This is a genomic window from Glaciecola sp. G7-5, from assembly GCF_055808975.1.
In genome coordinates this window covers 2,800,005-2,815,240 of sequence record NZ_CM147892.1, presented here as the reverse complement: position 1 = coordinate 2,815,240, position 15,236 = coordinate 2,800,005, and the positions used below count along the sequence as shown (strand labels likewise).

Annotated in this window: 14 protein-coding genes and 1 pseudogene; 4 read left to right on the top strand and 11 right to left on the bottom strand. The window is 42.7% G+C overall.

The genetic code is table 11. The annotated features are described in order from the left end of the window. Positions 1-77 precede the first annotated feature (77 nt). From AC0L6H_RS12445 to AC0L6H_RS12430, 4 genes are all read right to left on the bottom strand, one after another. Positions 78-1,142: an ABC transporter ATP-binding protein gene (locus tag AC0L6H_RS12445; RefSeq protein ID WP_473389320.1), complete on the bottom strand. Its 1,065-nt coding sequence runs from the start codon at positions 1,140-1,142 to the stop codon at positions 78-80. Then, on the bottom strand, positions 1,139-2,779 hold the full coding sequence (locus AC0L6H_RS12440) for an ABC transporter permease (RefSeq protein ID WP_473389319.1): 1,641 nt from the start codon (positions 2,777-2,779) through the stop codon (positions 1,139-1,141). The genes AC0L6H_RS12445 and AC0L6H_RS12440 overlap by 4 nt, the downstream gene beginning before the upstream one ends. Before the next feature lie 82 nt (positions 2,780-2,861). Then, complete coding sequence (locus tag AC0L6H_RS12435; protein WP_473389317.1) at positions 2,862-3,461, bottom strand: extracellular solute-binding protein; 600 nt, start codon at positions 3,459-3,461, stop codon at positions 2,862-2,864. Further along, positions 3,458-3,883: a hypothetical protein gene (locus tag AC0L6H_RS12430; protein WP_473389316.1), complete on the bottom strand. Its 426-nt coding sequence runs from the start codon at positions 3,881-3,883 to the stop codon at positions 3,458-3,460. The genes AC0L6H_RS12435 and AC0L6H_RS12430 overlap by 4 nt, the downstream gene beginning before the upstream one ends. A 188-nt stretch (positions 3,884-4,071) precedes the next feature. Here AC0L6H_RS12430 and yciH point away from each other — a divergent pair, with 188 nt between their 5' ends. The 3 genes and pseudogenes from yciH to pheA all read left to right on the top strand — a co-directional run bounded on the left by yciH (position 4,072) and on the right by pheA (position 6,737). Further along, positions 4,072-4,398 (top strand): stress response translation initiation inhibitor YciH, encoded by a 327-nt coding sequence (gene yciH / locus AC0L6H_RS12425; RefSeq protein WP_473389315.1) that lies wholly within the window; start codon positions 4,072-4,074, stop codon positions 4,396-4,398. 92 nt (positions 4,399-4,490) lie between these two features. Beyond that, positions 4,491-5,291: a response regulator gene (locus AC0L6H_RS12420; protein WP_473389314.1), complete on the top strand. Its 801-nt coding sequence runs from the start codon at positions 4,491-4,493 to the stop codon at positions 5,289-5,291. Positions 5,292-5,559: 268 nt separating this feature from the next. Next, positions 5,560-6,737 (top strand): annotated as a pseudogene (gene pheA, locus AC0L6H_RS12415) (prephenate dehydratase). 112 nt (positions 6,738-6,849) lie between these two features. Here the strand turns inward: pheA and tyrA are convergent. The 7 genes from tyrA to modA form a co-directional block, all read right to left on the bottom strand. Continuing rightward, complete coding sequence (gene tyrA / locus AC0L6H_RS12410) at positions 6,850-8,013, bottom strand: bifunctional chorismate mutase/prephenate dehydrogenase (RefSeq protein WP_473389312.1); 1,164 nt, start codon at positions 8,011-8,013, stop codon at positions 6,850-6,852. Positions 8,014-8,028: 15 nt separating this feature from the next. Continuing rightward, entirely contained in the window at positions 8,029-9,117 is a 1,089-nt protein-coding gene (locus AC0L6H_RS12405; RefSeq protein ID WP_473389311.1) for a 3-deoxy-7-phosphoheptulonate synthase, read from the bottom strand. 324 nt (positions 9,118-9,441) lie between these two features. Continuing rightward, positions 9,442-10,980: an AbgT family transporter gene (locus AC0L6H_RS12400; protein ID WP_473389310.1), complete on the bottom strand. Its 1,539-nt coding sequence runs from the start codon at positions 10,978-10,980 to the stop codon at positions 9,442-9,444. Positions 10,981-11,142: 162 nt separating this feature from the next. Further along, a complete protein-coding gene (locus tag AC0L6H_RS12395) occupies positions 11,143-11,481 on the bottom strand; it encodes a hypothetical protein (RefSeq protein ID WP_473389308.1) in 339 nt (112 codons plus the stop codon). Continuing rightward, the gene (locus tag AC0L6H_RS12390; RefSeq protein ID WP_473389307.1) at positions 11,441-12,316 is read right to left on the bottom strand and encodes an ATP-binding cassette domain-containing protein; all 876 of its coding nucleotides are present in this window, start codon (positions 12,314-12,316) and stop codon (positions 11,441-11,443) included. The genes AC0L6H_RS12395 and AC0L6H_RS12390 overlap by 41 nt, the downstream gene beginning before the upstream one ends. Positions 12,317-12,346: 30 nt before the next feature. Further along, entirely contained in the window at positions 12,347-13,033 is a 687-nt protein-coding gene (gene modB / locus AC0L6H_RS12385; protein ID WP_473389306.1) for a molybdate ABC transporter permease subunit, read from the bottom strand. Beyond that, complete coding sequence (gene modA / locus AC0L6H_RS12380) at positions 13,030-13,854, bottom strand: molybdate ABC transporter substrate-binding protein (protein WP_473389304.1); 825 nt, start codon at positions 13,852-13,854, stop codon at positions 13,030-13,032. Before modA ends, modB begins: the two co-directional genes overlap by 4 nt. A 203-nt stretch (positions 13,855-14,057) precedes the next feature. Between modA and AC0L6H_RS12375 the strand changes: the two genes are divergently transcribed. Next, on the top strand, positions 14,058-15,236 hold the full coding sequence (locus tag AC0L6H_RS12375) for a 1-acyl-sn-glycerol-3-phosphate acyltransferase (protein ID WP_473389303.1): 1,179 nt from the start codon (positions 14,058-14,060) through the stop codon (positions 15,234-15,236).

Below are 15,236 nucleotides of genomic sequence, written 5' to 3'. Positions count from 1 at the left end.
TTAGCGCCGTATTATAGACTAAAGATGAAACAGACTAAACGAATGAAAGGAATTAATTGTACAATTTATACTTATTATTAAAAGCAGATCACGTGCTCTACTTCAGCGCGGATACCAAATGTTTCGCCAATGCTATGATCATGATGGCTAGGCGCAAAGCAAAGTACTTTTTCATTGGAGCCGGGTAAGGTAAGCTGATAGCGAATATAGGCACCTCTGAAATGCTTTTCTGCAATAATCGCTTTAGTTGGGCTAGCATCGTCATGCAGCACGTCATCAGGACGTAGCAATATTTTCACTACGGGCATGTTGCTATAATCTTCGCCTTCAAGGCGCATCAAACCAAGGGCAGTATTAGCAAACCAGCCTTTATCTTTTTGCACTGTTTTGCCTTCAATAAATGCCCCTTCTCCAATAAATTTTGCCACAAAAAAACTTTGCGGTTCATGATACAAATCGTAGGCCGACGAAAACTGCTGTAATCGCTGCATGGCAAGCACCGCTATTTTGTCAGCAAAGGCAAAGGCTTCTTGTTGGTCGTGGGTAACGAGTATTGCCGTAACGCCTAGCTTTTGAATGATGGCGCGAACGTCGCGGGCGACTTGCTCACGCAAGGTTGGATCAAGGCTAGAGAAGGCTTCGTCCATTAATAAGATATCTGGTTTTGGCGCTAATGCTCTTGCAATTGCTACGCGCTGTTGTTGTCCGCCCGATAAGTCAGCCGGATATTTATTTGCTAAGCTGTCTATTTCCATTATTTGCATGTAATGCAAGGCGGTGGCGCGTTTTTCAGTTTTCGTTAGCTTGCCTAAACCAAATTCTATATTTTGCTGCACGGTTAAATGGGGGAACAGGGCAAAATCTTGAAACACAAGCCCTACTGAGCGCTGGTTTGGTGGCGTGATGCCTTTTGCATCACTCACTCTTTGTTGGTTAATAGTGATACTTCCCCCGCTTACAGGTATAAAACCAGCAATCGCGCGAAGCAAACTGGTTTTGCCGCTGCCTGAGGGGCCTAAAATACAGGCAATATCGCCTTTCTCAATGGCAATATCGACATCATTTACAATCGATTCTGTACCATAGGCAATACTCACATTGTCTAATTGCAACAGGGCTAATTTATTGGGCTTTGTTTTCACTTTTTACGTTTCTCAAGGCTCATGGTTAAAAAGATGACAGGTAGCAAGCCCGCTATCACAATGCTCACAGCTGGCAAGGCGGCGTCTATCAGGCGTTCGTCTGACGCCAGTTCGAATGTTTTTACCGCCAACGTGTTTACGTTAAAGGGTCGTAAAATAAGGGTTGCTGGTAACTCTTTTAAGACATCAACAAAGACTAAAATAAAGGCGCTAATCAAACTTGCTCGCAACAAGGGTATATGTACTTTTTTCAGGGTAGCAGAATTACTCATCCCCAAACTTGCCGATACTTCGTCTATATTTGGCTTAATACGTTCTAAACCGGTATCGGTGTTGTGCAAAGCAACGCTTAAATAACGCACCGCATAGGCAAAAACTAATATGGCCATACTGCCAGAAATCAATAAGCCTGGACGCCAATCAAAAGCGGCCATGGTAAATTGATTGATATTAATATCAGTAAACCCAGAAACTTGCACCACGCCAACGGCAATCACCACGCCAGGAAGCGCATAGCCCAAACCCACAAATTGACTAGCAAGGGCAATTTTTCGGCTACTAAATCGGCGTTTACAATAACTGATGCTCAACGCTAAGCCGGTAATAAGCAACGCACTAATAAACGCAAGTTGCAAGGAAGTGAAAAGCAAAGGCAAATAATCAATAAAAACAGCTTGGTCAAAGTACTGTAGCGACCACCACATCAGCTGTATAAAAGGGATGAGAAAACCCAATACAGCAGGCAAAGCACACAGCAAAAATAAACCAAGGGATTTTGCTGGGCTTGTTGCTTTCGGGGTTATTGCACTGGCCTGGCGAGATTGGTAGCGGCTATGATGCTTGCGGCTATTTTTTTCTATCCACAAAAGCACGAATACCACTAAACACAAGAAGGTAGCCAATTGACTTGCCGCTGCCGCGTTACCCATGCCAAACCATGTACGGTAAATACCTGTGGTAAAGGTAGAAATCCCAAAATAGGCTACCGTGCCATAATCAGCTAGGGCCTCCATCATTGCCAGGGCTGCGCCGGTTATGATAGATGGCCTTGCTAGTGGTAAAGCAACTTGTTTTATATGTTGAAATGTACTGAGTCCAGCCAATTTCGAGACCAACGAGAATTGCGCGGATTGTTCGCTAAAGGCCGTTCTTGCTAGCAAATAAACGTAGGGGTATAGCACCAAAACCATTACTACGACCGCGCCTTCAAGACTGCGTATATCTGGTAGCATTTGCGCACTTGCACTGGCACCAAACCAATCCCGCAAGGCGCTTTGCAATGGGCCTGAGAATTCGAGCATGCCGGTGTAAGTATACGCAATAATGTAGGCAGGCATGGCTAAAGGTAAAAGAATGAACCAATTTAGCATGGCTTTACCAAAAAATTGGTAGTTGACCATCAACCACGCCAAATATGTGCCTACCACTGCACTGCCTATTCCTACTCCCAAGGCAAGCACGATGCTGTTGAAGACATAACTTCCCATCACCGTACTGAGAAGATGAGACCAAACGGCAATATCAAATTGAAAAACGCTGGCAAAAACGACCAAAAGCGGGATCGCGAAAAGCCCAGTAATTAACCACGTACTTATTTTAAGAAAACTAAAATCCAATAAGTTGAGTTTTGCAAACATGCGAATAAAAACAAACCCGTTTTAACCTAAGCGTAAACGAGCACCGGCTAACACCGGTGCTCAAAGAAATATCAAGAACGGTTTATTTCCAGCCGGCTTGATCCATCAACATGAGTGCTTTTGCGTTGTTTTCACCTACTTTTTTGAGGGCGACCGTTTGACCACTAAAATCACCTAAAGCACTTAGCGCCTCACTTAACGCAACGCCTTCAATCACAGGGTATTCATGGTTAACTTCTGCATACCATTTTTGTGCTTCGTCTGTCAGCATGTAAGCAATTAGTTTTTCAGCGTTGGTTTTATTGGGAGCAAATTTTGCGATGGCCGCCCCTGAAACATTCACATGTACGCCCATTTCGTCTTCGGCTTGGTCATGCCAAACCACTTGAACTTGCTCTGCAATGTTTTTCGTTTCTTCATCTTTGCTACTTAGCATTCCGCCAAGATAGTAGGTATTGGCAATGGCAACCGTACATTCGCCAGCAACGAGCGCTTTAATCTGGTCACGATCGCCGCCTTTGGGCGAACGGGCAAAATTGGCTACCAAGCCTTTTGCCCATGCTAGGGTTTTCGCTTCGCCCCAAATTTCGATTAACGCAGAGACCATAGACTGATTGTAAATATTGCTAGAAGAACGAATACAAATACTGTTGGCAAAACGTTTGTCTGTAAGGTCGCTCAAATGTTCGATGGGATCCTTAGTAAAAGCTCCTTTTTTACCATGATGGGACGCGCACGTTTGGTTAGCGCAACCCACTGATTATTTTCTTCGACCCAATATTTACCGGCTACATCGCTCACGCCTTTAGCTTCAATAGCTTGGGTTAGCCCCATGTCTTTAGCGCGCACTAAACGGCCAATGTCTGCCACTAAGATGAGATCGGCTGCCGAAAACTGCCCTTCAGCTTTAATACGACTAAGTAGTGCATCGCCTTTACCCGTGACTAAATTCACTTTTATCCCGCTTTGCTCGCTAAACTTATCAAGTAAAGGTTTTATTAAGGCTTCTTGGCGCCCCGAATATACATTGACTTCTTGCGCAAGCACTTGAAAAGACCCAGAAAATATAAGTCCTACACACAATAAGCTTCGTAAATTAAGCATTTATTTAAACTCCCCTTAAATTTCACTTTCAAATGATAATAATTCTCACTAAGATTAAGCAAGTATAAACTCAACGTAATAAAATAGCTAATGGTTTACTTTTATTTACTATTTACCCAAAATAAGTTGCGCTAATGCAGATTGGCACTTATTTTGTATAACAATGACTTATAAGAGATGTTTACCTTATGAAAGATTCAAACATAGTGTATTCGAGCGATGTGGGTCGAATAAAAAACAATAATACCCAAAGCACTGCCCAAGCCCCCAAGGGCGACGGAATTGTGCGTTTAAAGCGTATTACTAAAGGAAGAAAAGGCAAAGGTGTTAGCACCATCGAAGGGCTCGAAATGACAGCCCCCGAATTAAAAACCCTTTGCAGTGAATTAAAAAAGCAGTGTGGATGTGGTGGTAGCGTAAAAGAATTTACCATTGAAATACAAGGCGACGTGCGCGAGAAGCTCAAAGGGCTTCTTGAAGCGAAAGGTTTAAAGGTTAAATTGGCAGGTGGATAGTTAACACCAAGCCGCAAAAGTCGTAACAAACCTCTAAAAGCTGTGCACAACAACGAACGTACGAAAACCCTGATGGGTAAAGTAGAGGATAAATGCAACTATCAATTTCAGACTTACAAATTTTGCTAATTGAGCCTTCAGACACTCAAGCGAAAATCATTTCAGGCTTAATGGGTCAAGAAGATGTCAATGGCGTTGATATCGTCAAAAACGTGGCACAAGCAAAAGAGGCGATTAATCGCAACAACGTAGATGTAGTTGTAAGCGCCATGTATTTAGCTGATGGCACTGGGCTTGACATACTAACCTATCTAAAAAATAGAGATGAAACCTCGGGTGTCCCTTTTATGTTGGTCTCGAGTGAAACCAGCTTGACTAAGTTAGATAAATTTAAACAATCGGGTGTTGCCGCTATTTTGCCCAAGCCTTTTGAGCCCATTCATTTACACCGTGGCTTAAATGCTAGTTTGCAATTGTTAAATAGCGAAGAGCTAGATTTATCTGTCTTTGATATTCAAAATGTACGCGTACTAATTGTTGACGATAGCCGTTTGGCGCGTCATCACATTAAACGAGTATTGCAAAACATGGGCATGGAAAAAATTACCGAAGCAGAAAATGGTGCTCATGCCCTTAGCTTCTTAAAAGAGATGGAATTTGATTTAGTGGTTACCGATTACAATATGCCTGAAATGGATGGCCGTGAGTTGTCGGAATATATTCGATTTAATCCAGCAACGACTCACATCCCCATTATTATGGTTACCTCTGAAGCTAGCGACAGCGCAAAAATGAGTAACATTCAACAAACCGGTGTAAACGCACTTTGCGACAAGCCATTTGAACCCGACGAAGTCAGAGGGATCCTCGCCCGACTATTAGACAAACATTAAAAAAAACCAAGGCCCCTTTTTTCTATTTTTAGCTAATACAGCGCTTATTTTGCGAATAAGCGCTGTTTTTTCTATAATCGTATAACTTAATCCCAATAAGTCATTGACAGTCATGCCTTCGTTTTTTACATTGCACTGATGGTTATCCGTTTTATTTAAAGGTGGCAGGCTTTGCTTTCGTTAAAGCATGCAGATGCATTTTGCACCCACCTTTTCCAGTGACCTATTATATTGCTATTCAGGTCCATTACTACTTCAGGGAATATTCGTGTCAAAAGATGTCTTAGCCTCATTGCGAGAGCAAATAACTAAAACTGATAGTGAGCTACTTGCACTAATTGCAGCTCGCCAAAAGCTAACCGCTCAGGTGGCTGAAACAAAAGTAAAACATCAAATATCAGTGCGCGACAAATCTCGTGAAGAACAATTACTCCTTAGACTCATAAAACAAGGTAAAGACTTTGGTCTAGACCCACACTTTATCACCAAGTTGTTTCAAGTCATTATAGAAGACTCTGTGTTACAACAGCAGTCAATGTTGCATGAATGGGCAAATCCTGATTCGCGCTTACCCCTAAATCGCGTTGCATTTTTAGGTAAGAAAGGCTCATATAGCTATTTAGCCACGCAGAAATATTTTTCTCGTCGTCCTGGTGAACTTGTTGAAATTGGCTGCAAGAGTTTTGCACAAATTATTGAAAAAGTAGAAACCCATGAAGCTGACTACGCAGTGCTGCCAATCGAAAATACCAGCTCTGGCAGTATCAATGAGGTTTATGACCAATTACAACATACACGATTAAACATTGTAGGTGAGTTAACTCACCCGATTCGACATGCTCTGCTGGTCCATGAAAGTGTTGAAAACGCGCAAATAAAGACGCTTTACGCTCACCCACAGGTGTTCGCACAGTGTAGTCACTTTTTAGCTGAATTTGGTAATGTAGAAGTTAAAACCTGCGATAGCACCTCCGATGCCATGATGATAGTCAGTGAACTTGCCTCGCCCCACGCAGCGGCAATTGGGTCAGAAGAAAGCGGTGGTTTTTATGCGCTTAAATCAGTTAAATCAAATCTAGCGAACCAAAAAGAAAATCATAGCCGCTTTATTGTGGTTGCGAGCCAATCTATCAAGGTACCCTTGCAAGTCCCAGCTAAAACCACGGTGATTATGTCTACCGTGCAGTCCCCTGGTGCACTTTGCGATTCGCTGATGGTGTTAAAAGAAAACGGTATTAATCTGACCAAGCTAGAATCGAGACCAATTAATGGTAACCCTTGGGAAGAAATGTTTTATGTTGACGTAGAAGGTAATATCGAAGATGGTCCAATGCAAACCGCTTTTGAAAAACTACGCGGCATGACTCGTTACTTTAAAGTGCTGGGTTGTTATCCAATAGAAGAAGTTTCCCCACAAGAATAGCGGCAAGCAAAGCACTCAGCTAATCGCTTGGCACACAACAGAATGAGAAAGCCCCAATAATTGGGGCTTTTTTTTATTTTGCGTGTTTAACTTACGCGCTTATTTTGCGAAAGCATTCAACGTTATACTGCTTTACTATGGCGTTTTGCGCAACAGACGGCCATCATCGGCTTTTAACAACATTTGTTTACTGTCTTTTAAACATTGGTTTGCGTATTCACCAAACCATGTCTCTACGTCTTTAAAGCACGCAATAAAGGCTTCTTTATCTTGGCTTTTGAGTAATTCGACCGCTTCTCCAAAACGTTGATGAAAACGTTCAAGCAAAGCGATATTGTCGCTGTCGTTAAATATGATGTCAGCATAAAGTGAAGGTGCTTGTGCAAACAACCTGCCCACCATGGCTAACTCTAAACGATAAATAGGCGAACTAAAGGCAATCAACTCACTTAAGTTAGGGTTTTCTTGTTGTAAATGTTGCCCGTAAACAAAGGTGTTGAAATGGCGCATTACCTGGATAAAAGCCATCGCTTTGTCGTGTACTTTGGCCTCAGTCTGATGAATTTGCGCACCCCACACCAGCATTTGCTCAATAAACCAAGCATAGGCATTTGGGCTACGACCATCACACACCACAACGACCTGTTTAATCATACCCGGCGCATCTGGTCCAAACATGGGATGCAAACCAAGCACAGGGCCATTGTGCTTTTCTAACATAGCGTCAAGGGGCGCTTGCTTAACACTGGTAACGTCAGCCAAAATGCAGTTTTCTGGCAAGGTCGGTAGCGCCTTAATAATCGAAAGCGTTTGGTTAATGGGCACGGCAAGTACAACTAAATCAGCGTCTGCTAACAGAGTTTCACGCGCATCCCAATTGTCTTTTTCTACAATAGTGACCGCATAACCACTGCTTTCAAATAAGCCAACCAGTACTTTTCCTAAAGCCCCTTTTCCGCCCACAACAACGACTTTACTAATAGCATCATTGGTTTTAGCGTAGTTAGCGTGCTGCGAATAATAGGAATCACGCATGGCACGGCGAAGCACATCCTCAACTAAGTCACCTGACACACCGGCATTTTTCGCTTGCTCTCTGCGTTTAGCAATTAAACTCGCTTCGCGCTCGGGTACATAAATAGGCAAACTGTTAGCCCGTTTTAAGTTGCCTACTTTTTGTGTCACTTTTTGGCGCGCAGCCAAAAGATCAACAAGTTGCGAGTCGAGGGCATCGATTTGCTCTCGATACCCATCTAACTCGCGCTTATATTCGCTGCTTGGTGATTTTCGCTCAGTCATTTACGTGTCGAGAGCTTATGCTAAATCGCGCTTTTGCTGTCTTAGCGGTAACACCGTAATCAACTTATCGCGCGTCGCATGAATAAGTGCGTGAGTTTCTTCCCAACTAATACAACCGTCGGTAATTGAAACGCCATAGGCTAATTCTTCTACCTTTTTACCGTTCGAACTTTGGTTGCCAGGGTTAAGATGACTCTCGAGCATAATGCCAATAATAGACTGATTGCCCTCTAGAATTTGATTGACAACGTTTTGTGCCACAAGAGGCTGGCGACGATAGTCTTTAGCTGAGTTAGCGTGACTACAATCTACAACCAAGGATGAAGTAACACCATTTGAGACTAACGATTCCTCGCAATCGGCAACACACACAGAATCATAGTTTGGTTGCTTGCCACCGCGCAATATTATGTGACCGTCGGGGTTTCCTTCGGTTTTTATAATACTCACTTGGCCTTCGCGGTTTATACCCATGAAGTTGTGCCCTGAAGCGGCTGACTGAAGCGCGTTAATAGCAATACTCAAGCTGCCGTCAGTACCATTTTTGAAGCCCACAGGCATCGACAAGCCGCTCGCCATTTCACGGTGCGTTTGTGATTCAGAAGTACGTGCACCAATTGCAGCCCAACTGAAAAATTCACCTAAGTATTGTGGGCTAATTGGATCAAGGGCTTCGGTAGCCACGGGTATTTCAAGTTCGGCTAAAAAGTTGAGTAAATCGCGACCTTTGCGCAAGCCCGTTTCGATATCAAATGAATCATCGATGTGCGGGTCATTTATTAAGCCCTTCCAACCGGTGGTTGTTCTTGGCTTTTCAAAATAAACACGCATTACTATAAATAAGGTGTCTTTGCATAATTCGTGTAATTCTTTTAAACGCAGCGCATATTCTTTCGCTGCTTTTACGTCATGAATTGAACATGGTCCGCAAACCACAAGCAAACGATGGTCGCGCCCATGAATGATGTCTGAAATGGTGTTGCGTGATGACTGTACAAAGGCCAGTGCCTTTTCTGTTACCGGCATTTCCTCAGCAAGTTGCTGTGGAGTGATTAATACTTGTTCTGATGAAACGTGTAGGTTGTTAACTCTATCTTTTTGCATGAGTGTTTTCTTAAAATGATTGTGAATAAGACATAAAAGCAAGTACAAACTTACTAATAAACAGACTAGAGAAACCTAATATTATTATTTTGCGTGCTACACAATACAATGTATGTATAGACGATTTCTGTCACTAAAGTGGATCCCGAGCAATGCGTTACAAGAAGTACCTTCGCCTATCCCCTAACGCGTCTCATGTTTGTAACAAACTTGCTAGGAATGAGCAAGTAAAAAGCGCAGAAAAGTCAAAGAAAAAGGCACTTAACAAGTTTTAGCTTATTAAGTGCCTACTTTGCACTATTTAGTGGGCAAGGCTAGGTGTAATTAGCCTGCTGGATAGATATAACTAGATTGAATTCCTAAAGGTATGCCAATGGTCCAATAAATAAGTAAAAATACTGTCCAAGCCAAAATAATGCACACACTAAATGGCAGCATGAGTGACAATAGTGTGCCAATACCGGTGCCTTTCACATAACGTTGGCAGTACAAAACAACTAAGGGGAAGTAAGGCATAAGCGGGGTAATAATATTGCTTGATGAGTCCCCTATTCTATACGCAATTTGCGTTAAATCAGGCGATATTCCTAATTCCATTAACATGGGTACAAAAATGGGGCCAAGCAATGCCCATTTTGCAGAGGACGAACCAACAAATAGATTCACAAAGGCAGTTAAAAAGATAATGCCAACAATGGTTACCATTGAGGGTAAATTAAGTGCTTGTAATACACCCGCTCCTTCAATCGCCAAAAGAACGCCCAAGTTAGATTTGCCGAAAGCATCAATGAACAAAGCACAGAAAAAGGCCATTACAATGTAGTAACTCATGCCGTTCATTGCTTTAACCATACTGTTAATCATATCTTTGGTGCTGGTATAAACACCGGCCATATAGCCATAAACCACGCCAGGCAATAAAAACAGTAAAAAGATGATAGGCACGATGGACTGCATTATCGGTGCTTTAAACGAGGTTAAGTTACCTTGTGCATCACGCATTGGGGAGGTTTCGGGTATTAATACCAACACCAACACTAAAATCCCTAAAGCCATCACGGCCGCAGACACTCTCAAGGCTTTAACTTGATGAGGCTGGAGCTCTTCAAACTTTGGAATTTCACTTGAATCGCCGTCTACTTCTACGTCTTTTAAGCGCGGTTCAATCACTTTGTCGGTCAAATACCAGGCGATGCTGACGATGAGTAAGGTTGAGAATGAATTGAAAAACCAATTGTTTAATGGGTTTATTTGTATACCCGGTTCATAAATCTGCGCAGCGGCTTGCGTAAAACTCTGTAATAGAGGGTCAATGGCTGAGGGAATAAAGTTTGCACAAAAGCCACCACTTACCCCTGCAAAGGCCGCTGCAATGCCTGCTAGAGGATGTCGGCCCATGGCGTAAAATATGACTCCTGCCAAGGGAATCACCAGCACGTAGCCGGCATCAGTAGCAGTGTGGCTTACAATGGCAACTAACACTACCATTGGCGTTAACAAGCTACGCGGCGTCCAGTCGAGCATGCGTTTTAAACCTGCACTAATAAAACCCGAATGCTCTGCAACACCCACACCTAACATCGCCACTAAAACAACGCCAAGGGGTGCGAAACCCGTAAAGATAGTCACCATTCTAGATAGAAAATCAGCCAATGAATCGCCAGTGAGAAGGTTGTTGATAACAACAGCTTCGCCCGAACGGGGATCCAGCGCCGTCCAGGTGAACTGCGACATAATAGCCGAAAGTACCCAAACGATGAGTAAACATAAGAAAAAGATAATTGCGGGGTCAGGTAGTTTATTTCCGACTACTTCAACCTTGTCGAGGGCACGTGTTACCCAGGTGGATTTTGCTTGTTGCATCGCCACTCACTCCATTTTATTATTATTGTATGCGTGTTTTATTTTTACTAAATATAACAGTGTAGGCAAAATAAACAACGCCTAATCGAGCCTTAAAACAGATTTTGACGAAAGCGTCTGCGCAAGCTTTTTCAAAAAAGTAGAGCGACTAAAAACAATTCACTACAGGGCTTTGCAAACAAAATACAATGCATCATTCACTTTGATATCAAGCGTTTTTAGTGACTTAAGTGTAATCATTGCGCGTAATGTTTGTTTATGCCAAGTCGCACTTAATAGTACCCCTGTGCCTTGTGCTCGAATATCGTTAATGACGACCGGAAAGTAATTCACCATGCTTGACTGCTGATTTTCATCGCGTGAAACGCTTAGTTGATTCGCATCTATCACAAAAGTGCGGCTTTCTTTGAAGGTTGGAGCAACGCCCCCAAGGCCTGCTTGCTTACTAGGCGTTTTGTCATCAGCTGAGTTCCTTGCTTTTACGTAAAGTGTAGAATGCACATAAGCATGTTTGTGGCTTAGCGCCTTTTTTCTCACAGCTCGTGATATCAGCATTTGCCACCTTCCAGACCTGTAATGCAGCATCTTGCTCATCTATATGACTAAACTCGGCGCTAATAGCAGAAAAGAAGTCTTGCTCAACAGCACCTTGTGCCGACTGCAATTGATATTCTAGTGCGATGTCGATTGGCGCTTGATTGCGCATTGCGCCCTGTTCAACGCTTATTAGTTCACTAACACAAAGGCTCAGCTCTTTAAGAGAGTGGCTAACCATAATTGCACTGTAGTGATGCTCTGTAACCAAGCGCTTTAACTGCAAATGCATCGCTTGGCGCGTCGTCCAATCCAGTGCAGAAAAGGCCTCATCAAGGAGTAATATTTTTTTGCCACTTAGAATCGCTCTGGCAAAACAAACACGTTGCTTTTCACCACTAGAAAGCTGCCAAGGAAACTGCTCTAACAATGGCGCTAATTCACACATAGCAATAAGCTCATCAACACTAAATGAATCTTTCAAACGGCTACGACTATGCCGCGCTACTAGCGCAAGGTTTTCGTGCACATTAAGATGTTCAAACAAAGGACTATCGGCACCAAGAAACACGCTGGGATTATCTTCCCCGCGGGTGTTAACATAGGTTTTGCCATCACATTCAATGCTGCAATTAGCGCCCGGGATTAAACCTGCGATGATTTTTAAGATGCTCGTTTTACCTGCCCCAGAGCGACCAAATACGCCCACGATGGCGTCTTCGTTGTCTATGCGGATATTTGCCTTTATCGCTAAAACGGGATTCTTCTCACGTACTAAGGTGTGTTCTAGCTCAATATTCATAGTCACTCGCCAACTCGAATTGCGTTTTCATTAGCGCACCGAAACCAAGCGAGCTTGGCGATTAAATTTGTATAACAAAGTCAGGCTGACTAAGCTCACAATCAGTAGAAATAACGAAAGTGCATGCGCTTGTTGGTATTGTAATGATTCCACTTGATTAAATAAGGCAATAGACACAACTTGTGTTTCACCCGGGATGTTACCGCCTATCATTAAAATTAAACCAAACTCCCCCAAGGTGTGAGCGAAACCTAAGGTAGCGGCGCTAATAAGACTTGGTTTAATAATGGGTAAAATGACGAAGAGAAAACCACGCAAAGGTGTAATGCCCAAAGTACGAATAGTTGATGAAACGTGAGTACCCAACTGGCTAAAAGCGGTTAGCAAAGGTTGCACAACAAAAGGTAAAGAATAGATTATCGAACCAAACAAAATGCCGCCAAAGCTAAACACAAATTGTCCGCCGGTAATGTCAATCCACAAAGCACCTAAAAATGAATTAGGTGAAAACGCACTAAGTAAATAAAACCCTAAGACCGTAGGTGGCAATACTAAAGGCAAAGCAACTAAAGCCTCTATCAAAGCCTTTAGTTTACCTCGGTAGTGTGCAAGCCACCACGCAAAGGGTAAACCAATAAACAGCAGTATCAACACCGTTATTGTTGCTAATTTTATAGTTAACCAAATGGCAGGCCAGCTATCAATTAACGCGCTCATTGTTTTGCTTCACCAATGGGAAAATAGCCGAGTTCACTTAACATATGTTGAGACTGGCTAGATAATACATAATCTACAAACTTTTGCGCTTGTGCTTGTTGTTTTGACGCACTCACAATAACCACCGTTTGATTAATTGCTTCGTAAAGATGCGCGGGAATAACTAAATATTGGGCATATTTGTTATTTTTTAAATTTTGCTGTGCTTGAATAAGTACTGACTCAGCAAGCAAGCCAAGTTCAGCATTGCCTGAATCCACAAATTGAAAGGCCTGTGTCGCATTTGCCCCAAATACGAGCTGCTTAGTAAGGCTTTCACTATTGTTTAAGCTCGATATAAAGGTCTTAGCAGCCGCACCAAAAGGAGCAAGTTTAGGATTGGCTATCGCCAACTTCCCTGACAACAAAACTTGTCGGTTAACGAGCAATTCCTTTTTGTGAGCGTCGCTTGCAGGGTATAGCACAAGTTTGCCTCTGGCATAACTTTGTAGACTGCTAGCAAAACCGTCGTTAACGAGGGCTAAAGGTCGTTTTTCGTCAGCACTAAAGAATAAATCAAAGGGTGCGCCTTTAACAAGCTGCGCATATAGGGTGCCGCTCGAAGCTACCACCAAACGGATAGATTGCGATGACCAATATGGCGAGTTATCTATAAGGTGTGACAAAGGAAAATGAAAATTACTCGCCACGGCAATAGTCAGTCCAGATGATCCCTGAGAAGCATTACGTAAAGGATTGTCTTTCGCCATAGACGGCGCAATACTGACGAAAAAGTACAATATGAATAAAAGACATAAACCAATATTATTCAAGCTGTTCATAGCCCTCTTCGTACATGCTTTTGAATGTTTACTTAAGCGCTTAACACTACCATAATTGTCATCTTTTTCGCTACATTATAAATAGAATCTTTGTGGGTAGTTTTGCTGATAGTGACCAAAGTGTTTACTCTGATGCAGAAAAGTCGGACAATAGCGGGCTATTAACTATTAGCGTTTAAGCAACAAAAGGTAACAGAGCAATCATGCCGTCTAAATTTGACGAGATAAGACCATATAACGATTCCGACTTACCAAAAGTACTCGAGGAACTCGTCGATAACGAAGCCTTTATCCGCACTTTAGTGGGCTTTCGATTTGCAAAATGGCCCACATTCACAAAGCCTTTGTTAGGTGCAGGCATTAAATATCTCGTCGCGAAAAAGTTTCAAAAGACCAATACGCTGCGTGATTTTCAGCTCATGGTTGAGCCCTACATGGAACGCATGATAAAAACCACGACATCAGCACTTACTGTTACGGGCCTTGAAACGCTCGATTTATCTAAACCCTGTTTGTTTGTAAGTAATCACAGAGATATTGCTTTAGATCCTGCTTTTGTTAATTGGGTATTGCATATTAATGGTCAAGATACCGTTCGAATTGCGGTAGGTGACAACCTACTAAAAAATGACTGGGTGGCGCACCTCTTGCGTTTAAATAAGTGCTTTGTAGTACAGCGTTCAGTCGCGGGTCGACGAGAAAAGCTCGCCGCGGCAAAATTATTGAGCGAATATATTTATTATTCGCTTAAAAATAGCAACAAGCATATCTGGATAGCTCAACGCGAGGGCCGCGCTAAAGATGGCATTGATGTCACCAACCCCGCTATTGTGTCTATGTTACTGTTAAATAAACCTAAAGAGATTAGCTTTGTTGATTATGTGGCAGATTTGCGCATTATTCCGGTATCTATATCTTATGAATTTGACCCTTGTGATATTAGCAAAGCAAAAGAGCTAGACAAGCAAGCACAAGATGGCAGCTACGATAAACCCGACAACGAAGATATGCAAAGCATTGTAAGCGGTGTAACTGGGGAAAAAGGCCGAGTAAACGTACATTTTGGCAAACTAGTCGACGCACAATGCACCGACGCTAAAGCTGTTTCTGCCTACCTTGATGCAGAGATTTTAGCCGGATACCAGACCTTCTCAACATCCGCCGCCGCGCTCAATTTGCTGAAAAAAGAAGTACAAGACCCGTCGCTCGACTTTTCACCTCAAGATGCAGATGAGCAAAGTCATAGTAGCAGTATGAGAAAAGCAGAAGCCTATTTAAGCAAACGCCTTGAGTCTTTAAAGGGCTCACAACGAATCAGACTTCTACAAATGTACGCAAACCCATTGATTAGAAAGCACCATAAAAAGTCGTTGATTGACTAA